Raw genomic sequence first — 24,885 nt, 5'->3', positions numbered from 1 at the left:
GGAGTAGGTGTTTCCTCAAAACACCCTTTTGATGCACTTGCACTGCGTTCATTCTCGCCGTGTCTTTTTGTTTTGCCGCTCTGCATGCAGCGATCGTGCTGGGCATATTTTGTTTTTCGCCTCACGTATCGTTTTTTTATTTTTGTGCGATTTTTGTATTGTGTGTTTGGGCGTTCTCTCTGTCTCTCTCTGTCTCTCTCCCCCCCTTCCCCCCCTCCGTCCCTGATTGTTGTTTCATGTTTTTACTTTGTGTTGTGTGTGTGTTTTTTTTTTTCGTCGGAAAATTTGACGACACCACAACCCCACCCACCTCTCGAGGCGTTTTTATTTTTATATTTTTTTATATTTCTAATGTGGTAACTATTAAGTAATTCTTGTCCTTTAAAAGACTCAAACTTATTAGTGTTTAGGTTAAATTTTGCTACTCCTCCCCAACAAGCAATCCATAGTATTTTATTTTTGTCTTCATAAAAAGAGTAGCTTCTATTGCTGGGCAATTCTGGTATATTTAATGCATTAAAAGCCTTGTATGAATTATTTTTTACCCGAAGTAAACCTGCATAAGTACCAGCCCAAATACTACCATCACTTGCGGTATAAAGACTTCTAACACGCTCCCACTCGTAATTATTTTTTGACTCTCTTACTTTAAACTTTAAATAACACTTAGTTTCTTCACTGTAATGGTATAAACCACCGTTGTAATAGCCTATCCAAATGTTACCATTATTATCTTTTGTAATTGCCCTTGTAGTTTCTACTGGTAAATGAGGAAACTTAATAGGATGCGGTGTTACAGACGAAATTTCTTCAGACCCGGTATAAGCCATACTTATACCTCCATCTTTTTGCCCCAGCCATACGTTACCAAACACATCTTGGCTAAGTGCTGTTACCTCATTACTATAAAAGCTATACGGTGTATACAAATCATAGGTATAATGATGAACCACATTTGTATTTAAATTTGTGGTGTGGTTTGGTATTATATAAATTCCGTTTTTAAAAGTAGCAAACCACAAATTGCCTTGTTTATCTTTTAAAACATCATTTATAATTAAATCTGGGTATTTATCTAGAATAAGTTTTTTGTAGGCTTTATTTGGGCTTGTATAATCTATATTCTCTTCTGTTTTTACAAAACCATTGTTGGTATATGTATACGTAAAACCTCCTGCTTTTACATTAAGGTCTCCGTTAGTTGCTAAGAATAACCTATCTGCTTTGGCTTTAAAACTAAAATGTTTAAATTTATTATTACCCAGGTACTTACTTATATGCCCTTCTTTAGTATAAATCCAAATATTATCTTCTGCATCTTTTTCTATATTAGTTAAATAATTATTTGGCAGAGATTCTGGGTCATTTGCGTTATGCTTAAAGGTTTTAAATGTATACCCATCAAAATAATTTAAGCCATCTAAAGTAGCAATCCATAAACCGCCATCATTATCATTCTCTATGTCTAAAATAGAATTATTAGATAATCCCTGATCTGTAGTATAACTTATAAATTTTAATTGTTGTGCGCTGCCAAAGAAACAAGTTAATAAGGCTAGTAGTATATATATTTTAGTTTTCATCGCTATTTTTACAAATAGCTAAAATACCTTGTCAAAGTCAAGTTAATATTAGGTTTAGATTAACAAAACCTTTATTTAATATTAGCATATGATGTTACAAAACAACGTTTCTAGTAAATTAAAATAGCGTAAAATTTTAATTATAAAAACGAAAACGCTGATAACAAATTGCTACCAACGTTTTCCAGAAATAAAAACTAAATTAAACTCTTGCTAAAGATTACAAACTAAACCATTTGCAAACTTCTTGCTTTATAACTTGATCTCCTCTTTGCAAACAATCCCATTCATTTGTTGCTTGGTTGTACCTGTAATCGCCTTTCCAAAGAGAAATCTTTTTTTGTATTTCTTTAATAGCATCACAAATAAATAATAACTCTTTGTTAGTCATTAGTGGGTGTAAGGATAAACGTACCCAACCAGGCTTAATAGTTAGATCTTTATTTATAATGTTACGCGTAATTTTTTTAGATGTTCTTTTATCTATATCAAGCAGATAATGACCGTAAGTACTTGCGCAAGACCAACCTCCCCTAACTTGTATACCAAACCTATCGTTTAATAAACGTACCAAAAGGTTGTAGTGAATATTTTCTACAGTAAAAGAAATACAACCAATTCTAGGAGCATCTAAATCTCCTAAAATATGTAAACCATTAACCTCTAAAAGCTTTTCGTAACTTAACTTAATAAGTTCATCTTCTCTTTTATGCATTTTAGAAACATCCATTTTGTCTTTTAATCTAATAGCCAAAGCAGCTCGCATAGTTTGTAAAAAGCCTGGTGTACCACCGTCTTCTTTAACCTCTATATCATCAAAATAACTATAACTTCCCCAAGGATTTGTCCATTTTACATTACCTCCTCCTGGAGTATCTGGACATTTAGCATTGTACATTTTTTTATTAAAGACTAGAACTCCACAGCTACCTGGTCCTCCTAAAAATTTATGCGGAGAAAAAGCAATAGCATCTAAATAAGCTTCAGGATCTGCAGGATGCATATCCATTTTTACATAGGGTGCAGATGCTGCAAAATCTACCACGCAATACCCATTATGTTTGTGCATAATTTTAGCTAACTCATGGTAAGGAGTAATAATGCCTGTTACATTAGAACAAGCTGTAAATGCACCTATTTTTGTAGGTCTATCTGCATATTCTATCAGCTTTTCCTCTAAAATATTTACATCTACAAGTTTATTTTCATCACACTCTAAAATCACTACATCTGCCAAGGTTTCCATCCAAGAAACATGATTAGAGTGGTGCTCCATATGTGTAATAAAAACAACTGGCCTGTCTACTCTATTTGGTTTGTGTTTAAAGCTTTTACGTAACCCTATTAAACGTTGAAGCTTAACAATTGCCCCAGTCATACCAGTACCAGTTGTTACTAAAATATCTTCTTCATTTGCATTAACGTGCTCTTTAATTACTTTACGAGCTAATTTATATGCATACGTAGATGCTTTACCTGTTTCACTAGAAAAAGAATGCGTATTAGCAACCATTGGTCCTATTTTATACTGCATTTTTTCTTCAATAGGCGCATATAACCTTCCACTTGCTATCCAATCTGCATATACCAATTTTTGTTCCCCATAAAGGGTTTTAAAATAATGGTTACTTCCAATGACTCCCTTAGAAAATTGCTGAAAGTAATTTTCTAAATTTTCTTTCACTAAGACTTCTTCTTTAACACTCACAACTTTTAATTTAATTCGGTTTTTTTGGTCGATTTTTAATGTAATATTTAAAAAGGGCTACCCACTAAAAAATAGCCCTTTAAACAACATTCTTTCATTTTTTATTGATTGACTAATTCAAAAATTTATACTAAAAAAAAAAGCATAAAGAAAGGTGCTGTTATAGATATACTTTACTACAAAATAATAAAGCTTTATTTTTTTATTATTGATATTATACCATACACTATTAAGACGATTAATTTTTAATTAACCCTTACTTATGTAATGTTAATTTTATTTTTATGTTATTTTTTTAATCAAAATCAGAAAAATTAAAGTTCTTTATTTTTAAAAAAAAGTAGTGTAATTACTTTACTAAAACAGAGAAAACAAGCCTTAACAGAGAAGCACTTTACAGTCGTAATATGTTAACTAAGTAAAAACAAATGTTCATTTTAATTTCTTCAACTACATCTATTCAATTAAAAAAAAGTATCATAAATAAGCTTACGCATACAAAAGCCTAGTATTCACAACATTAATACACTGTTCGGTATTTTTCAATATAAATTAGCTATTTAAATTGAATAACTTTTTTAACCAAACCATTAGTTTATTCATAAGAAACTTTTTTATGATAAAATTGAATCTAAAATTATCTCTCACAAACAGAATAAAATTTGCCAAACTATTCACGCTTTTTATTTTCTTATTTGTGTCTCAATTATTTTTTGCTCAAACCTCTGGCGTATGGTCAGATGCTGGTGGGGGAAAATGGACATCTATAAGCTCAGATGGTTTAGTTAGAATTGAGGTAACCGTTACTGGTTACGTAGATATTCTTGGCGGTGATACTATGCTTTGTTCTCCTGATGCTTTTAGTGACCCAACTATTACGGGAACTCCTTCTCTTGTATTAGACATTGATGGCAGTAATGGTAGTATCTCATTTGAGTTTTATGACACCAGAACAAATACATTAGCAGACATACAAAACCCTATTTTACACGTTGATAAAGTTGGAGTAACAGGCTTATTAGGATCTAATACTACTGGTGTATTTTATTTACAAGACGGATACACTTGGAATGAACTAAGTGCTACTAACAGATTGAAATCCGACTCCGTTTTTTTTAGGGGAGAAAACCTATTTGAAATTCTAGGAGGTAGTGGAGAATGTGGTAACACTGCTGGAGGTAGTTTACAAATATCGGACTTGATAAACACAATAAATATTAATACGGGTCTAGAAAAAAATGGAATCTCTGCACCTAATAGAGACGAAGTAGAATTTGCTTTTTCTAACCTGGTAATAAACCCTTGTACTTCTGGAGCTATAATTGGTACACCTACAGAGAACGACACAGATGGTGATGGTATAAATAATAGTTGCGATTTAGATGATGATAACGATGGTATTTTAGACACAGAAGAAGGTATTTGTACTCCTATACAGTCTGGTTCTTGGACAATTGCTGGCACTACTGCTTCTTTTGACTATGGTAACGGAGTTATTGCTAATGTTACTACTACAAACTCTACCAACTTTGTAAGCGGTAATTTTACCAGTCCAGCTCCAAATTTCTGGACAGAAGATTTACAAGGAGATACTTCTCTTGCTGCAACCTATGATAACGGAGTAACAGTTACAGTTGAATTTGTAGATGCTGCTAACAATCCTGTTTTTATAGATAAACCTACGCTTCATTTAGACCGTATTGGTGGTGACGATGGCACCGATCAGACCTCAGCAGAGATAAGCCTTTTAAACGGTTTAACGTGGTCAGAACTTGCCGGCACATTCGATTTTGTTTCTACTGCAACCACAGTAAAAGATGGCGGTACTGGTTTACCATCAGACGGATATAGTCCAGAAAGTTCTTTAAAAGATAGTGATGGTTCTGCTGCTGGTACGTTACAAATTAATCAAAGGGTTTCAACTTTTACATTGCAATTGGCACAGACATCTTCTACAGGAGCTGAGGATGAAATAGAACTTATACTTTTTGCGTGTAAAGACAGAGATTCTGATAACGACGGAGTTCCGGATTTAATAGATTTAGATTCTGATAACGATGGTATTTTTGATGTTATTGAAGCAGGACATAAACAAGCCCATACAAACGGAATTCTAGGAACAACAGTTAGTGATGATGGTATTTTTGATGCCTTACAAACTAGTAGTGGTGTTAATAGCGGTAGTGTAGATTATACAATTGCCGACTCAGAAGCTACACCAAATGGCACTCCAGATTATTTAGAGCTAGATGCTGATGGTGATGGTTGTAATGACGTTTTAGAAGCAGGATTTACAGATCAAAATAACGACGGAATACTTGGTAATTTACCAACAGTTACTGCAGCTAATGGTACTGTTATTAGTGGTATGGTTGTAGACGGTTATACCACACCTACCAATGCAGATAGTGGTTCTGGAAATACTGACTTTGATTTTCAACAAATAGGACAAGCGCCAACTATAATTAACACAGCAAACCAACCACAAGATATTTTAACCAATGGCACTAACTCAGAAAATTTTGTAGTTACTGCAACTGGCGAAGCTTTAGCTTATCAGTGGCAAGTAGACCGTTTAGATGGCAATGGTTTTGTAGATATAAATGATGCTAACACTGTAGATATTTATACAGGAAGCACTACTAGCACTCTTACATTAACAGGAATAACAGTTAGTTATGATGGGTTTTTATATCAGGTTATTATTAATGATGAAACTTTTTCTTGTGCCACTCTTACTTCTAATAGTGCTACAATTATTTTTGATGATACACCACCAGATGCCCCTATAGTTGTAATTACTGAAGACGTAAATAATGATGGTTTTTTAAATACAAGCGAATCTGTTGGAGATGTTGATGTTACTATTACATTACCTGCAAATGCCGCTGAGAATGATATTTTAACTGTAAACGGTACAAATCAAACATTAACTGCTACAGATATTACAAACGGAGAAATACTTGTAACCTTTACTCCTCCTGCAGAAGATGGCTCTTTAACTGTAACTGCTACTATTACAGATCCTGTAGGTAATACAAGTAATCCTGGGGTAGATACTATCACTGTAAATACTGCTCCAACTTCTGCTCCTACAGTTGTAATTACTGAAGATATTAACGATGATGCTATTATAAACAGCACAGAATTAGTTGGTGATATTGATGTCACTATTACATTACCTGCCGAAGCTGTTGCTGGAGATATTTTAACCATAAATGGAACCAATCAAACTTTAACTGCTACAGATATTACAGCTGGTGTTGTAACTACAAGTTTTGTTAGTCCGGGTGAAGGCAATACAATTACTTTAACTGCAACTGTTACAGATACCTCAGGAAATACAAGTACAAACGGAAGCGATTCTGCTACAATAGAAACTGTTGCTACATCTGCCCCTATAGTTGTTATTACTGAAGATGCCAATAATGATGCTATTATAAACAGCACAGAATTGGTGGGTGATATTGATGTTACCATTACGTTACCTGCTGAAGCTGTAGAGAACGACATTTTAACCATAAATGGTACTAACCAAACTTTAACTGCTACAGATATTAGTAATGGTACTGTAACTACAAGTTTTGTTAGTCCGGGTGAAGATAACACCATTACTGTTACAGCATCAATTACAGATGTCTCAGGAAATACGAGTCCAGAAGGTAGTGATTCTGCTAAAGTAAATACTACCTCAACTTCTGCTCCTACAGTTGTAATTACTGAAGATATTAATAATGATGCTATTATAAACAGTACAGAATTAGTGGGTGATATTACTATTACTATTACATTACCTGCCGAAGCTGTTGCTGGAGATATTTTAACTATAAACGGTACTAATCAGACTTTAACTGCATCAGATATTACTGCTGGTACTATAACGACTAGTTTTGTTAGTCCTGGGGAAGGCAATACAATTACTGTAACTGCATCAATCACTGATGCTGCAGGAAATACAAGTACAAACGGAAGCGATTCTGCTACAATAGAAACTATTGCTACATCGGCTCCTACAGTTGTAATTACCGAAGATGCTAATAATGATGGAATTATAAGTAATTCTGAGCTTTCTAGTAATATTGATGTTACCATTACTTTACCTGCTGAAGCTGTAGAGAACGATATTTTAACTATAAACGGTACAAACCAAACTTTAACTGCCACAGATATCAGTTCTGGTACTGTAACTACTAGCTTTGTTAGTCCGGGTGAAAGCAATACTATTACTGTGACTGCAACTGTTACAGATACCTCAGGAAATATAAGTCCAGATGGTAGTGACTCTGCTATAATTGACACTACAGCAACCACTGCTCCTACAGTTGTAATTACTGAAGATATTAATAATGATGCTATTATAAACAGTACGGAATTAGTTGGCGATATTGATGTCACTATTACATTACCTGCCGAAGCTGTTTCTGGAGATATTTTAACTATAAACGGTACTAATCAGACTTTAACTGCTACAGATATTAGTAATGGTACTGTAACTACAAGTTTTGTTAGTCCGGGTGAAGGCAATACTATTACTGTGACTGCATTGGTAACTGATACTGCAGGAAACACTAGTACTAACGGAAGCGATTCTGCTACAATAGAAACTATTGCTACATCGGCTCCTACAGTTGTAATTACTGAAGATGCTAATAATGACGGAATTATAGGTAATTCTGAGCTTTCTGGCAATATTGATGTTACCATTACTTTACCTGCTGAAGCTGTAGAGAACAATATTTTAACCATAAATGGTACAAACCAAACTTTAACTGCTACAGATATTAGTACTGGTACTGTAAGTACTAGCTTTGTTAGTCCAGGTGAAGGCAATACTATTACTGTGACTGCAACTGTTACAGATACCTCAGGAAATATAAGTCCAGAGGGTAGTGATTCTGCTATAATTGACACTACAGCTACCGCTGCTCCTACAGTTGTAATTACTGAAGATATTAATAATGATGCTATTATAAACAGTACAGAATTAGTTGGCGATATTGACGTTACAATTACGTTACCTGCCGAAGCTGTAGAGAACGATATTTTAACTATAAACGGTACTAATCAGACTTTAACTGCTACAGATATTAGTAATGGTACTATAACTACAAGTATTGCTAGTCCAGGTGAAGGCAATACAATTACTGTAACTGCATTGGTAACTGATGCTGCAGGAAATACAAGTACTAACGGAAGCGATTCTGCTACAATAGATACCACTGCTCCTGTTCCTACTTTAACTATTGATAACGTTACTGCAGACAATGTAGTAAATGCTAGTGAGGCAACATCAACCATAACTATCACGGGTACTGTTGGTGGCGATTTTAATACTGGAGATCTTGTGACTCTTACGATAAATGGAAATTCGTATTTTAATGGTGTAGATGCTTCTGGTAATTTTAGCATTCCAGTTAATGGTAGTGATCTTGCTGCAGATGCAGATTTCGTTATAAATGGAGAGGTAAACACCTTAGATTTGGCTGGTAATGTTGGTACTGCTACTAACAATAAACTTTATGATGTAGATACTACTTTGCCTATACCCATTATTACAATAAATAATATTACGGCAGACAATACTATTAACACTACTGAAGCTACAACCACAATAACAGTAATTGGTAATGTTAGTGGAGACTTTTTAACTGGTGATGTGGTTACTTTAGTAGTAAACACTATATCATACACTAATACAGTAGATGCCTTAGGTAATTTTAGTATACCTATTACGGGGTCTGAACTTACTGCAGATGCAGATTTAACCATAAATGGTAGTGTTAACACAACAAGCACAGCAGGAAATACAGGTACAGGAACAACAAACAAAACATACAATGTAGATGTTACTGCTCCTACACCTACCCTAACAATAAATGATGTTACTGCAGATAATATTATAAATACCACAGAATCAACATCAAACATAACTATTACAGGTAGTATTACAGGAGAATTTAATAACGGAGATACAGTTACGCTATTAATAAACGGTGTTTCTACTACAGGTACTGTTAATGCTTCCGGTATTTTTAGCATTACTGTTAATGGTGGAGACCTCCTTGCAGATGCAGATGTAACTATAAATGCTAGCTTGGCTACCACAGATACTGTTGGTAATAGCAATACAATTAATGCAACAAAAATATATGCTTTAGATATTACTGCTCCTACACCAACAATTATTATTGATAATGTAACCGCTGACAATACCATTAATGCTATTGAAGCTTCTGGTAATATAACTGTAACTGGTACTGTTACCGGAGAATTTAATACTGGAGATACGGTTACACTTTTAATAAACGGTGTATCTACTAATGGTACTGTTAGTAATACCGGAACCTTTAGTATAATAGTGTCTGGAAATAATTTAGCTTTAGATGCTGATACTACTATAGATGCTAATTTAACTACTACAGACTCTGCAGGCAATATCAATACAGTTACTGCTACTAAACTATACAATGTACAAACTGCAACTATTGCTACACCTGTTATTAGTAGCATTAGTATTGATACAAATATTCCTGATGATGCAATTACATCTGACAATACTCTGTCTATTTTTGGAACATCTGAACCAAACAGAATTATAGATATTTATATTGATGGTGTTATAATAGGTACTGCAACTGCTAATGCTACAGGTAATTGGACTTTAGACCACACTGCAACTGTTTTACCAGATGGAAACTATGATATTACTGCAGTAGCAAGCGATACTTTTGGCAACATTAGTTTTTCTTCTACAGTATATCCTATTGTTATAGATACCGTAGCTCCTATTGTAAACGATGAAATAACAGATAACCTTACTCCTGTTATTACTGGTACTGGCAGTATAAATGAAACCTTGCTTATTAGTATAGATATTGATGCTGATGGTACACCTGAAGTTACTTATACAGTTATAACAGATGCTGCAGGTAACTTTAGTTTAGATACAAACACGACTACTCCAAATAGTGGTGCTTTGCCTAGTTTAAGTTTCCCTAGTACATTAGATATTACGGTTTCTGATACAGCAGGTAATACTAATACAGCTGTTATTTTTATTACAGATGATTTTGATAATGATGGCTTAACAAATGATGATGAAGTTGCACTTGGTACAGACCCTAATGACGCAGATACAGATGATGATGGTGTTACAGATGGACAAGAAGTTACTGATAATACCAATCCTTTAGATGATTGTGATTCTATTAACGGCACTCCTTTAAACACGTCTGATTGTGATGCAGACGGCTTAACTAATGAAGAAGAAAATACAATAGGAACAGATCCTAACGATGCTGATACAGATAAAGATGGCATTTTGGATGGGCAAGAAGTTGTAGATAATACAGATCCTCTAGATGCTTGTGACTCTATTGGCGGTACACCTCCTTTAGGAGTTGCTTGTGATATAGAAATTCAAAATGAAAACATTACACCTGGTACAGCAGATGGCACATTTGTAATAGTAAACATAGAAGCTTTTCCTGATAATACTGTAGAAATATTTAACAGATGGGGTGTAAAAGTATACAGCACAAAATCTTATGATAACGCATCAAGAGCATTTACAGGTATTTCTAATGGTAGAGCCGTAGTTAAATCTAGTAGTACGTTACCTGCTGGTGTGTATTATTACATAATTAACTATTTAAAAGAAGGAGAAGCTAAAACTAAAAATGGCTATTTGTACCTAAATTAATTATAAAAAATGATATCAATATATAAACATAAAAAACACGTATTTAGCCTTATTGGTGTACTGTTATTTGCTTTTGGAGTTAACGCTCAACAAGATGCGCAGTATACACAATATATGTACAATACAATTTCTATAAATCCGGCTTATGCTGGCTCTAGAGGTGCGTTAAGTATAGCCGCATTACACCGCTCACAATGGGTTGGTTTAGATGGTGCTCCTGTTACACAAACTTTTAATATTCACGCTCCAGTTTCTGCAAAATCTGGCTTAGGATTATCTGTTGTTAATGATGAAATTGGTAACGGTACAAACCAAGACACTTACATAGATGCTTTGTATTCTTATACCATTAAAGCATCAGAAAAAGGAAAAATTTCCTTTGGATTAAAAGCTGGTGGTCATTTTTTAAATATAGATCACAACAAACTAAGAGCCAATAACCCTACAGTTGCTGTACCAGATAATGGTGTAGATAAACAATTTTCTCCAAATTTTGGTGCGGGTATTTATTATCACGAAGATCGGTTTTATGCAGGTTTATCTGTTCCTAATTTTTTAAAGACCAAACATTTTGATGAATCTTCAACAAGCACATCATACATTGCAGAAGAGCAAGTAAACTGGTATTTAATTACAGGTTATGTTTTTAATTTAAATTCTGATTTAAAAATGAAACCAGCCACATTACTTAAAACAACTTATGGTGCACCGTTACAAGTAGATGTATCTACTACGTTTTTGTACAAAGACAAATTTTCTATGGGTGTTGCTTATAGGTGGGATGCTGCTTTAAGTGCCCTTATTGGCATACAAGCAACACAGCGCCTAATGGTTGGTTTAGCTTATGATAAAGAAACTACAGCCTTAGGAGGAACCAATTTTAATGATGGTTCTTTTGAGGTTTTCCTTAGATATGATTTTAAATCTAAGATTAGAAATGCACTAACACCAAGATTCTTTTAATATGAAGATAGATAAAACTATAATTGGTTTGTTTTTGCTTGTAATTGCACAGTTCTCTGCTGTTGCACAGACAAAACAGTTAGCAGAAGCAGACAGGCTTTTTAATACTAAAGCCTATGCCCTAGCCATTAAAGAGTACAATAAGTTAATTAGCAAAGGAGAAACCTCCTTGGACATTTATAAAAAATTAGGTGACGCTTATTACCTAAATGCTAACTATAAAGAAGCTGCTAATTGCTATTCAAAATTAGTAATGCCAGATCTAAAAAATTCTGATTCTGAATACTTATTTAAATACGCTCAAACGCTAAGGTCTAACGGTAATTATGACCAAGCAGATAAAATAATGCTTCAGTTTAATAAAATTAAACAGCAAGACTTAAGAGCTTCTAAATTTATTGAAAAACTAGATTATTTAGAGAACCTAAAAAATATCAAACAAAAATATACTTTAACTAATTTAGAATCTAACTCTGCAGAATCAGACTTTGCGCCATCATTTTACAAAGACTCACTAGTTTTTTCTAGTGCAAGAGATACTGGTTTTTTAGTGAATAATATACACGAATGGAACAACAGGCCTTTTTTAAATTTACACACAGCAAAAAAAGACAGTTTAAAATTTATATACCTTGGTAATTTTGCAAAAGAATTAAACACTAAAACACACGAGTCTTCTACTGCATTTACAAAAGATGGTAAAACAGTATATTTTACAAGAAACAACTCAGAAAACGGTAAATTTTCTCCAGATAAAAACGGTTTAAGTAGACTTAAAATTTACAGAGCTACACTAGAAAATGGAAAATGGACAAATGTAACCGAGTTACCTTTTAATAATGATGAGTATTCTGTTGCTAACCCAACCTTAAATTACACAGAAGATAAGCTTTATTTTGCTTCAGATATGCCTGGTACACTTGGTGCTTCAGATATTTTTGTTGTAGCTATTAATAGTGATGGTAGCTTTGGTGAACCACAAAATTTAGGAGCTACAATTAATACCGAAGGCAGAGAAACATTTCCTTTTATTTCTGAATCTGAAACCTTGTATTTTGCTTCAGACGGACATCCTGGTTTAGGTGGTTTAGATATTTTTTACATCAACCTACAACAAGAAAATGCTGAGGTTCTTAATATGGAAAAAGGAGTTAATAGTAGGCAAGATGATTTTTCTTTAATTATAAACGAATCTAAAAATGAAGGTTTTTTAGCATCAAACAGACCAAAAGGTAAAGGAAGTGATGATATTTATAGGTTTGTTAGAGAATCTGTAACCAAAGTAATAAAGGGGAAAGTTATAGACAAAGAGACCAATACAATTGTAGCTAATGCTATGGTAACCATTTATGATTATGAGAATAATAATTTAGTAGAAACTGTTAGTGATGAAAATGGCTTTTTTACGACAGAAGTAAATTTACCTGAAAAAAAATATCGTTTTACAGCTAAGAGTGATGGTTATGCAGATGCTGTAAAGTATATATATACACCTAAAAACAATACTAAAATTGAGAAAGTAGTTTTAGAATTAGAGAACTCTAAAGAAGCAACAGCTGTGGGTTCTGACTTATCAAACTATTTAAAATTAAAATCTATTTATTTTGATACAAATAGTTCTTATTTACGAGTAGAATCTTATCCTGACTTAGACAAGGTTGCTAACTATATGTTAGAGAATCCTACGGTGGTAATAGAAGTTGGTTCGCACACAGATAGTACAGAGAGTGACACCTACAACCTATGGTTGTCTAACAGAAGAGCAAAATCTACTGCAAAATATCTTGTATCTAAAGGTGTAGACCAAAGTAGAATTACGGGTATTGGTTTTGGAGAATCTCAATTACTTAATAAGTGCAAAAACGGTGTAAAATGCTCTAATGAAGAACATGCTGTTAACAGAAGGTCTGAGTTTATTATTATTACCAAATAAACATAAAAAAAGCCAGAAATACTTCTATTTCTGGCCAAACAAAAAAACTTACTAACATCTGGTTTAATTAACTTTAAACTCAAATATTTGTGAATTAGAACTGTTATTCTCTTGGTCTGTTGTAACAACTTGCCAATAATACACAGTTCCAGAACTTACAGAACTCTCTAAAAAAGCATCTGTAGTTGTACCTATACTTGTTGCTGGCGGTGATGTTGTAGCTAAAAACACTTCATAATCTTTAATGTCATTATCTACATCTGCTCCGTGCCAATGCAATGTAATTTTGTTGTTAGATGCAGACACCGTTTCTCCTATCTCTGGAGATATTGCTTCTGCCATAAAAGGTGCATAATTTACAATTCCGTCTCCTGCTAAATAAAATTTCCAAACATCACTCTCTGCAGTTTCTGTAGTTGTGTTAGATGTAGAAACTACGTACCAAGAATACGGTTCCCCTTTTGTTAAGGTAATTGTTGTTGTTTCTGCTGTTGCCGTAAATGTATTAATTTGCTCTGTAGTCAAATTTTTAACAACAACATTGTAACCATTTGCATTAGTTGCTCCTTGCCACGTAAATGCTACCGAAGCCTGGGTGTCGTTTATAGTTGTACCTGTTAAGCAAACCTCGTCATTAGCTGGCAAACTTAATGTAGATGCTGTTGGAGCAAAAACTTCTGGTTCAACCGGACTATCATCACCTCCGCCACCGCAACTAGATAAAATTATTGCAGCTATAAATCCGTATATTTTTAAATACTTTGTATGCATTACTTAATAATTTTAAATGTTTTATTTATTGTTTTTCCTTTTACCACAACAATATACTTACCCGTTTTTAAGCTCGTAGTTTGTATCGCTATTTCTCTATTAGCATCAATACTTTTAGTATCCGTTAGTAATTGTCTTCCTGTAAAATCAAACAAAGAAACAGTTACACTAGTATCCTTACCTGCACAGTAAACCGTTAAATTTGTTACAACAGGATTAGGAAAAAAGCGTACTTCCTCAGATACAAAAACTTCTTCGGTAAACTTACCTTGACAATCTATACCCGTTTGGGCAGATATCCTGTTCAATCCTGGTTGCAACTGTAAATCAATATGATTACCACTAGTTTCATACGTAATTCCATTTAAGGTTACAAAGTAGACCTCAGCCCCCTTTAAGGATAAACTCACGCTTTTTGAAGATCTATCTATTTTAGAAGAAACCGATAAATCTTCAGGCTCAGTAATAACCAGTGTAAAACATTGCTCGTAATCTGTTTCACCCTCAATAGTAAAACAAACTGTATATGTACCGGCACTTAAATCTTCTAAAACTAGCTCTGCTGTAAAGTTTTCTTGTACAGAAAAACTATTAGGTCCAGATACTGTTGCCGTGTAATTTAAATTTTCTGCCGTAGTAATATTAATTTTGCCGTTGTTAGCATCTTTACAAGTTTCGCTAACAGTAGCAATTTGGTAATTTGTAGCGGGTAATGTAAACAGACTACAACCGGTAACAGTTACAGTAGTGCCAACAGGAGTGTTAGGACATGCGTCATTAGCATTTACAACACCATCACTATCCAAATCATTAGGATCTACAAAAGGTTTATCTGCATAAATTATGAACTCACCTGCTTCTAAATTTATGCCTGTAGTGGTTGCAGTTACTTCTAGCGGTGTGTTTTTACTTAAAAGATTATACCAAGTACCAGTTTCCTGAAAATCTGCAGTTATACTTTGCGCAGACATTCCAAAATTACCTAAAACAACAATATGCTTTATTTGGTCTACTGTTGCACTCTCTAGCGTTAAATGTATTTTCTTTAAACCGTTTGTGTTAGATGCATCAATAGTAAAATTAGAGGTACTAAATACTTCTGCATTTTTCTTTAAATTGATAATCTTGCTCCAGCTATTGTAAACTGCTTTTCTATTAGGATTATCTGTATACTCCCACAGTATTGGCTTATTACCTACTCTGCCATTTTCTTCAATAGAAACATCATATCCTAATTCTCCAAACTGCCATATCATTTTTGGTCCAGGAATCGCAAAGAAAAAAGCACCTGAAGTTTGTAAACGCTCTAAAGATGTATTTAGGTCTTTAGTAGAGTAATTGCCTTCTTCATTACCAAAATTTATACTCTTGTAAAGCAATCGTTCCTCATCGTGACTCTCCATAAAAGATACTGCAGACGCTTGCTTAAATCCTTTTTGAGCATAAGATACACCAGAAAAATTAGATTTACCACCTGTATTGTAGCCCATTAAAGCTTCATTGTAAGCCTCCGTTTGCTTGTTCCAAAGTAAAATTCCTTTACCTTCTTCAATTCTATAATCTGCCCACTGCTCTTCTTCTGTAATACCTCCTAAATGCTCAAAAATGATATAAAAATCATCATTTACAGTCCACTGGTCATCTGCATATTGTTTTAAAACATCTACTCTGTCTTGTTGGTAAGCATTAGTACAGCTATCATCATTTGCTGCACAATTTTGAGTAAATCCTTTTGTTAAATCCCATCTAAAACCATCTAAATTATATTCCTCTATCCAATATTGAGCAGTACGTTTAACATACTCTTGTGTAGCTACAGATTGGTGATTATAATCATTAAAAACGCTGTAAGAGTGCTTTGCTTCCTGATTAAAAAATGGGTTATCTGTAGTAGCTTTTCCTCCTAAACCACCGTTGCTATCATTCCAAAGCCTAAAATAAGGGTTTTGACCACTAGCGTGATTGTAAACGACATCTAAAATTACAGCTATACCTCTGCTATGGCATTCATCAATTAAACTTTTAAAAGCATCTTTTGTGCCGTAATATTTGTCTAATGCCATATGAAAAGATGGATTGTATCCCCAGCTTTCATTACCATCAAACTCACTCACAGGCATAAGTTCTATAGCGTTTATTCCTAAATTTTGTATATAGTCTAACCTGTCTTTTAAAGCTTCAAAAGAATGCAAAGCATCAAAATCTCTAAGCAATACCTCATAAATTACTAGGTCTGTTTTGTCTGGTGCAACAAAATTTGTTGTTTCCCAGTTATAATCTGTATCACCAGTACGCAAAACAGTAACAGCCTCAGTTGTCAAATTTGTTGGGTAAGCAGGTAAATTAGGATAAGTAACCTCATCTATATATTGGTCTGAGTAAGGATCTAAAACTAAAGTAGAATAAGGATCTGCTACATTAATTTCAAAATTCACCAAATATTGATACATATGATTGGCTTGTGGCGTTAGACCTGTTAACTCTATCCAAAACCTATCTGTAGCACTATCTTTTTTCATAAGATAGTTATTGTCTATTTGCCAGTTATTAAAGTCACCAATAACGTGCACAAAATCTTTTAAAGGAGCATATAAAACCAGTGTTGCTTTTGTAGCATCTACTGGGTCTAAATTAATACCGTCTAACATACCAGCAGGTACTGGAGCTTCTTCTACTGTTGGTGAAACTACAGCATTAAAAATTGCCGATTTAGTTTCAGTATCTTTTGTAACTTCTAAACTAAAGTTACTATTTTCTGTTACAGCATAGCTATAACTATAGTCTGTAATTGCTGTTTGCGTGTCTACTATTATATTGTTTGCCTTTAAAACAAACGTTGCACTTATTGAAGAAGTAGCAACAACGGATATACTCTCGCCAGAATTTAAAACAGTTGTAGTTTTTGCTGGTGAATTAAGGTTAAATTGAAATGTGCCAACATTAAAAATATAGTCTTGCGCTTTTTTATCACCATCCCCATTTTTTGCTTTAATAAGCATTCCTATTTGTCCAATATTAGTTCTATTAAAAAAACTAGAGGGAGTTAAGGTAAAGCTATAAGTACCATCACCATTGTCAGTAAGTTTTTGGTTTTCATTAGAGTTTGTCCAGCTACCATTAGTAGGAGAATCTTGAGAGTTTTCACCGTCTGCATCTAAGGACCAAGCCCAAAGATATGCATCAGAAACACCCCAAGCAGATACATCTAAATTAGATACTGTAATGGTAATTTCATCGTTCTCACCAAAAGCTTCTGGAGAAACTGAATAGGTTACGTTTTGCACCTGAGAAAATCCAAGTAAAGTAAAAAATAAAAAAAGAAGTAGTAATTTTTTTTTCATAGTCAGTTATTAAAAAAGGGCTGCACTTAGTGCAACCCTTTTAAGTTTATTTACTTTATTCAATTACTATTGTAGGAGAAGATTCATCAGAAAAATCTATGGTAACTTTATATGTACCAGCAACTACATTTATATTGTTATCATTTTCCGTATCTAATACTCCGTCTGGCTCTAAATCACCATAACTAGTATCCCAAGCATCATTTGCTCTAACTTTTATTTCTCCATCTACTAAATCAATACTATCTATAGTCCATACACCAGGATTAGCAAAATCTGGAGTAAATTTAGTATCTGGTCCATCCCAACCATTAGGAGTAGCAGAACCAACTAAGCCCCAAATTGTAGTTTCTTCTAAAGTATACTCCAAAGTATTAAAGTTAACAGTAAGTAGATAATAACCAGCAGTAACAGCAATATTATTATCTGCATCTGTATCTAAAACTCCATCCAGATTTCCATCACCATAGCTAGTATCCCACTTATCATTCATCCTAACTTTCATTTCACCGTCTACTAACTGTACTACAGCTTTAAATGTATCTGTATTGTAATTGTATGCTAGTTTCACATTAGGACCATCCCATCCGTTAGGAGCAGCACTACCTACTATTCCCCAGAAATATTCTTCTATAGTATAAGAGTTATCGCTTAAATTAATAGTAAACTTATAAGTACCTGCCTCTGCTATAACTATATTGTTATCTGGGTCTGCATCTAAAATACCATCTAAGGTAGCATCACCTAAATCACCACCCCAAGTATTATTTTCTCTGAACTTAATTTCTCCGGCAATAAGATTTGCATAAGAAACAATAACATCTGGTGTTTCTGTTGTATAAAAAGGAATATCTGGTGTTGCACCCCAATCATTAGCCGCAGAACCTACAATTCCCCAAGAAGACATCTCTATACCACTACCTGCTTCTGTGTCTTCTGGCAATACAACATTTAATGCTGTAACAGCAGAAAAGCTTTCTGGAGCATTTTCTGCTCCATCACCAACATAAGCTCTAACTCTAAAATATAATATACCAGTATTTGGCATATCTACTGTATTAGGATCATTATCTAAACCTGCTGCAGTTGCTAATTCTAGCATTTTTTCTACAGTTACACCTAAATTACTATCTGCAGTTGTGCCTATTTCTACTATCTCTGCAAAATCATCTGTGGCAGAACCCTGTAAATCATAAGCATTTGGAGTAGCAATACCAAAATCTGGAGAATTCCAAACAAAACGCTCTGCTATATTTTCCTTAGTAGCATCTGTTAAAACATACTCATTTAAAAAAGTACTTGTAAAAGCAATATCTTCTGATGGTGTTTGCGCTGTGAATACTAAATTATCATCATCTTCACAAGAAGTCAAGCCTAAGGTAGCTAGAATAGATAATGCTATAATTCTTATATTTTTCATAGTTATGGTTTTAGTTAGTTATTTAGTTAGTATCCGTTATTTTGTTTTAGGTTAGGATTTGCTTCTAATGCCTGTAAAGGAATAGGAAACAATTTGTATGTATCTGGAATTCCTGTGCCATCTACTACACCACCTTTCCAAGGCCATAGGTATGAGCTACCTGTAAATTTGCCAAAACGGATTAAGTCTATTCTTCTGTGTCCTTCTAAGTTTAGCTCTCTACCACGCTCGTCTAAAATAAAATCTAAGGTAAGGTCTGCTGCACTAATTGGTTCTGCATTTGCTCTTTCTCTAATCTGATTTACAAAACCTAAAGCTTCTCCTAAATTTTGATTTGTTCTAACAGCACATTCTGCAAACATTAAGTATGCATCTGCTAATCTAAAAAGTGGAAAATCTGTACTAGAAAAAGGAGTTGGTGCAGTTGAAGCCGTTAAAGCATTAGTATTTCTAAACTTTATAGGTGGATAACCATCTGTCCAAGTTTTATAATCATTCATTTCGTAAGAGTGACCTTCTGTAAAAAACAAACTAGCTCTTTCATCTGTAGAAGTTTCTAAATCTCCGTACAAACCGTACCAACCTTTAGAAGCTCTATGTCCACCCCAACCATCTGTTAATCCATAGTCTGCTAAAGTCATAGTTTCTGAACTACTAGAACCATTAACTATATAGGTGGTATTACCGTAGCTTTGACTAGTTAGTGCATCTGCAATTAAAGGAAATATTATTTCTGGTGATGTATTATTATCTCCAGAAAATATACTTACATAGCTATCTGCTAAACTATAACCACCATTAGTAATTACTTTATTTATTGTGGTTAATGCTTCTGAAAACTTATCTGTGCCTGTGTATACTTCTGCATTTATGTACAATTTTGCTAATAACATATTACCAACCGCCTTATTAGCTCTACCATAGTCATTAGAATCTGGTAAAGTTTCTACAACGTCTAATAATTCTGACTCTACATAAGCAAATAATTCTGCTCTAGTAGCTTCTGGTAGTGGTGCAGAAGATCCAAAGTTTTCTTCTGTTGCTAAAACTCCTTTTCCAAAAGTATCAATTAAGTAGTAATAAGCTAAGGATCTTAAAAAACGTACCTCTGCAATTACTTCTTCTTTACCTTCTGTTTCTACATTATCTAATACAGATAATAAGTTGTTACATTGTGGAATTGTGTAGTAAATTCTGTTATACAAGTATCTAAAAAACTTATTATTTTCATCCCAGTTAGATGTAGTTGTAAGTTGATCTAAACCATCATCTCCCCATCTATTTTTCATTCCATCCGCAGTAAAATCCTGAAGATTTATAATTCCTCTTAAAAAAGGAGATTCACCTGCATTATCACTAATATCAGAACTACCAGGGCCATCTGGACCAGATAGGGCAAAAGAACCGTATAGTCTAGAAACAATACCTTGTACAGCGTTAGGGTCTCTATTAATTAATTCTTCTAACGTTAATTCTACTAGTGGATCTGTATCTAAATCTTTTGTACAACTTATGTTAACCAACATAGTTATACCTAGAAAAGCTATTATAATTTTTTTCATAATCCTAAAAGTCTAAATTTAATCCCAAGGTAAATACTCTAGGTCTTGGGTAGAAATTATTATCTATTGAGTTAAAATTCTCAGGGTCTTGTCCGCTATAATCACTTATAACAAAAAGGTTATTTGCAGCTCCATAAATTCTTAAAGAAGTATCTTTTAAGAAATTAGGTACTCTAAAACCAATTACAATATTTTCCATTCTTAAAAAAGATGCATCTTCTAAGAAATAATCTGAGAAAGGAATATTACCCTGTACATTAGTAAAAGAAGTAGTGGCCGCATCAGAATTAAAATCTAAAACATTACTTAAACTATTACTATTGTTTGGTATAGCTCTATCAATCCAACCAGAAGTTAATCTTCTTGCGTTGTATACTTGCCCTCCTAATTGTCCTCTAAAGCTAGAACTTAAGTCCCAGTTTTTATAGTTAAAATTAAGTCCAAAGCCAAAAGTCCAATTTGGCCTTAATGTTTCATAATATCTGTCATCATTATCAATAACATTATCTCCATTAATATCTACAAATGCATTAGAAATTGGATCTCCATTTGTGTCATATACCTGTTTAAATACCCAAGCAGAATATGGTTGGTAACCTACAGCGTGGTATGCTAAACTTACTCCTGTACCTGTTGGTAAACCAGACTCTGCCGCAGTAATTCTAGTTACATCTTTTAAACTAGTAACCTCAGATCTGTTGTACCCAACATTTGAATTAAATTCTAATGTAAAATCTTCTGTGCTAATAGGTCTTAAGTTTAAATTAACTTCAAAACCTTTACTCTCTGTTTCACCTACATTTTGTACAAATGCATCTGATAATGCTTGCCCAGGAGGTACAGCTGTTCTTGCTAATAAATCTTTTGTTTGTTTTTGATAAAAATCTACAGAACCAGAAACAATTCCGTTTGCAAATAAATCAAAATCTAAACCAACATTATATGTTGTTGTTTTTTCCCAAGTTAAGTCTGGATTAAATGCTTTAGCAGAGTATAAGTTTACTCCACTTAAGTACTGACTAGTAGTAGAACCAATAGTAAATAATGGTGAAGATGGATAATAACCAACAGCGCCAGTAATATCTTGCTGTCCTGTTTTACCTGCTCCTAACCTAAGTTTTAGGTCATTAATAACATTAGAGTTTTCTACAAAACCAGCATTACCAATTTTCCAAGCAACCGCTGCGGCAGGAAAATAACCCCATCTGTTTTCTTCTGTAAATAAAGAAGAACCATCTGCTCTAAAAGATAATGTTACTAAAAACTGTTCTGCTAAATCTATATTTGCTCTTCCAAAATAAGACTGTAAGTTTAGTACATTATAATACCTGTTATTTAAATTGTTTGGATTTATTAACTCTTCTCTTAAGCCTGATTCATCATTATATCTGTATTGAACAGAAGTTCCATCATTTTTAAAATTTTGGTAAGAGTAACCACCTTGTACTTCAAATCTTTTTACAAATCCTTTAAACTCTTTAGTATAAACTAAGTAAGCATCTAGCGTTGTATTTGTAATGTCTTGATTTTCTGTATAATTAACACCAGGATTAAACAAATAATTGGTATTAATATCTGTATCTGCGTTATTAAACCTGTAGGTAGCAATAGAATTATCTAAAAACCTTTCTTCAATGTTTGCCTTAGATGCTTCTAAACCTAAATTTAAAACTGCTCTTAATTCTGGTAATGCGTGTAATTTATAATCTAGTTCTATATTTCCTAAAAACCGTTTTACTTCTTCAGGTCTTTCTCTTTGTTTTAGTAAAGCTAAAGGGTTACTTTGCCCGTCTAACAATAATCTATTACCATCTACAATTGTATTTTGGTAATATCCTCCAAAACGATTACTATCGCTAGTATCAAAAACAGGTTTAGTTGGATCCATATTTATAGCTCCACCTAAAGCGCCTCCTTCATCAATAGCGTTTTTTTCAGAATACAATCCTTTGGCATTTAAACTTACTTTTAGATGATCATCAAAAAAAGTAGGTGTTAATTTAGCAGACAAACTAACTCTTTCATAATCGTTAGTTTTAACAACACCTCCAGTATTTGTGTAACCAATAGAACCTCTAAAAGGTATTTTTCCGCCTAAATTTGCCCTTGCGCTAAAATTTGTGTTACTAGAAATTGCTGTTCTAAAAATTTCTTCTTGCCAGTCTGTATCTCCAATAATTCTTCCCTCTATCCCGGGTGTAGCTAAATTATCTGTAGCAGACGTATTTGGGTCATCTATACCTAACAAATTTGTATACGTAGGGTGATATTCTTGAATAAAGCTCACATATTCTTGACTATTCATCAAGTCAATATTATTAGCTACATTGCTAACAGACACATCCGAAGAAAAGTTAAATTTAACTTCTCCTGAAGTACCTTTTTTAGTAGAAATAATAATTACACCATTAGATGCTCTAGAACCGTAAATAGCTGTTGCAGAGGCATCTTTTAAAACACTAAAACTTTCTATATCATTAGGGTTTATAAGAGACAAAGGGTTACCTACACCAGCAGGGTTAGTATTATCTACAGGAATACCATCTATAACAATTAATGGACTATTGTTTGCAGATAATGAAGAACCACCTCTAATTCTAATATTTGGTGCCGCATCTGGTTGCCCACCATTAGATGTAATACGTACACCGGCCATTTTACCAGTTAACAATTGATCTGCAGAAACCACAGAGCCTTGGTTAAAATCTTTAGATGATAAGACATCTACAGAGCCAGTTAAATCTTCTTTTTTGGCACTACCGTAACCAATTAGTACAACCTCTTCTAGTAATTCTGTAGATTCTGTCATTTCTACATTTAAAGAGCTAGAAGTAACTTTCACTTCTTTAGGATTATAACCAATAGAAGTAAATAAAAGTACATCACCCATATTTACATTTCTAATTTCGTACAATCCGTCAAAATCTGAAATAGATCCGTTTGTTGTTCCTTTTACAACAACATTAACTCCTAATAATGGAGACTTAGTTACGTTGTCTGTAATTTTTCCTGATACTGTTTGTTGTGCAAAAAACAGCAGTGGAAAAAAAAGAAACACACCTAAAAAGATGTTTTTTAGTTTATTCATAAAGTTAGTTTGAGTTAATAATTTGATTAAAACTTAACACATTTTTATATTTCGCTTTGTGAAAGTATATGCTTAACTTTAATTTAACAAATCTATAGAGTTACGCAACGGGTTGCATGTTAACAACTTTATCAAAAAGTGTGTTTTTATGGTAAAAAATTAGTCCAATTTTAATAGATTGTTATTTATTTGCTATAAAAAATTAAGTATTATCAATTTAGAGTTAATACTTAGTTGATGTTCACAAACGTTGTATCTTTATACTATGAAAGCCAAAATTACCATAAAAGACATTGCAAAAGAACTTGGTGTGTCTTCTTCTACTGTCTCTAGAGCCTTAAAAAACAGTCCAGAAATTAGCGAAGAAACTCGTAAAAAGGTAAAAGCTTTTGCAGACCTATACCATTATAAACCAAATATGCTAGCGCAAAAACTACGCAATAATAAAACAATGGTTATAGGTGTAATTATTCCTGAAATTGTACATCACTTTTTTTCTAGAGTTATTAGCGGAATTGAAAAAATAGCTAACGGTAGAGATTACAATGTTATGATATGTTTATCTAACGAGTCTTACGAAAAAGAAAAGTTAAACATACAAATGATGGCTAACGGAAGTGTAGATGGTTTACTTGTTTCTATAGCCAAGGAAACCTTAGAAAAGGGAGACTTTGAACACTTTAATGAGTTAAAAGATTATAATATTCCTTTGGTTTTATTTGATAGAATTTCTGATGATATTACTTGTGATAAAGTTATTGTAGATGATATTGGTGGTGGTTACAAAGCAACAAAACACTTACTAAATGTAGGA

11 protein-coding genes are annotated in these 24,885 nt (G+C 33.4%); 4 read left to right on the top strand and 7 right to left on the bottom strand.

Annotation, left to right across the window (positions count from 1 at the left end):
- Positions 1 to 242 precede the first annotated feature (242 nt).
- Complete coding sequence (locus ABJD66_RS10300) at positions 243 to 1,583, bottom strand: two-component regulator propeller domain-containing protein (RefSeq protein WP_348131133.1); 1,341 nt, start codon at positions 1,581 to 1,583, stop codon at positions 243 to 245.
- 220 nt (positions 1,584 to 1,803) lie between these two features.
- Positions 1,804 to 3,291: an aminotransferase class V-fold PLP-dependent enzyme gene (locus tag ABJD66_RS10295; RefSeq protein WP_348131130.1), complete on the bottom strand. Its 1,488-nt coding sequence runs from the start codon at positions 3,289 to 3,291 to the stop codon at positions 1,804 to 1,806.
- Positions 3,292 to 3,907: 616 nt separating this feature from the next.
- Here ABJD66_RS10295 and ABJD66_RS10290 point away from each other — a divergent pair.
- The 3 genes from ABJD66_RS10290 to ABJD66_RS10280 are packed head-to-tail and all read left to right on the top strand — an operon-like array spanning position 3,908 to position 13,889.
- On the top strand, positions 3,908 to 10,993 hold the full coding sequence (locus ABJD66_RS10290) for an Ig-like domain-containing protein (RefSeq protein ID WP_348131127.1): 7,086 nt from the start codon (positions 3,908 to 3,910) through the stop codon (positions 10,991 to 10,993).
- 9 nt (positions 10,994 to 11,002) lie between these two features.
- Entirely contained in the window at positions 11,003 to 11,956 is a 954-nt protein-coding gene (locus ABJD66_RS10285; RefSeq protein WP_303543716.1) for a type IX secretion system membrane protein PorP/SprF, read from the top strand.
- 1 nt (position 11,957) lies between these two features.
- Positions 11,958 to 13,889, top strand: coding sequence for an OmpA family protein (locus ABJD66_RS10280; protein ID WP_348131123.1), 1,932 nt, complete (start codon positions 11,958 to 11,960; stop codon positions 13,887 to 13,889).
- Between the two features lie 63 nt (positions 13,890 to 13,952).
- On the opposite strand, the gene ABJD66_RS10275 is transcribed toward ABJD66_RS10280, so the two are convergent.
- From ABJD66_RS10275 to ABJD66_RS10255, 5 genes are read right to left on the bottom strand one after another with little or no spacing between them, the layout of a single operon-like run.
- Positions 13,953 to 14,660: a hypothetical protein gene (locus ABJD66_RS10275; protein ID WP_348131120.1), complete on the bottom strand. Its 708-nt coding sequence runs from the start codon at positions 14,658 to 14,660 to the stop codon at positions 13,953 to 13,955.
- Positions 14,660 to 18,001, bottom strand: coding sequence for an alpha-amylase family glycosyl hydrolase (locus ABJD66_RS10270; RefSeq protein ID WP_348131117.1), 3,342 nt, complete (start codon positions 17,999 to 18,001; stop codon positions 14,660 to 14,662). The genes ABJD66_RS10275 and ABJD66_RS10270 overlap by 1 nt, the downstream gene beginning before the upstream one ends.
- A gap of 55 nt (positions 18,002 to 18,056) precedes the next feature.
- Entirely contained in the window at positions 18,057 to 19,421 is a 1,365-nt protein-coding gene (locus tag ABJD66_RS10265; RefSeq protein WP_348131114.1) for a SusF/SusE family outer membrane protein, read from the bottom strand.
- A 26-nt stretch (positions 19,422 to 19,447) separates the two neighbouring features.
- Entirely contained in the window at positions 19,448 to 20,983 is a 1,536-nt protein-coding gene (locus tag ABJD66_RS10260; protein ID WP_348131111.1) for a RagB/SusD family nutrient uptake outer membrane protein, read from the bottom strand.
- Positions 20,984 to 20,987: 4 nt separating this feature from the next.
- Positions 20,988 to 24,071 carry a SusC/RagA family TonB-linked outer membrane protein gene (locus ABJD66_RS10255; protein WP_348131109.1) on the bottom strand — a complete coding sequence of 1,028 codons (3,084 nt, stop codon included), beginning with the start codon at positions 24,069 to 24,071 and terminating at the stop codon, positions 20,988 to 20,990.
- 265 nt (positions 24,072 to 24,336) lie between these two features.
- Between ABJD66_RS10255 and ABJD66_RS10250 the strand changes: the two genes are divergently transcribed.
- Positions 24,337 to 24,885 (top strand): LacI family DNA-binding transcriptional regulator (locus ABJD66_RS10250; RefSeq protein ID WP_348131106.1); only part of this gene is annotated, 549 nt, incomplete at its 3' end.

Source organism: Cellulophaga sp. (assembly GCF_039943695.1).
Classification (GTDB): Bacteria; Bacteroidota; Bacteroidia; order Flavobacteriales; family Flavobacteriaceae; genus Cellulophaga.
This window is presented reverse-complemented; position numbering and strand designations above follow the sequence as displayed.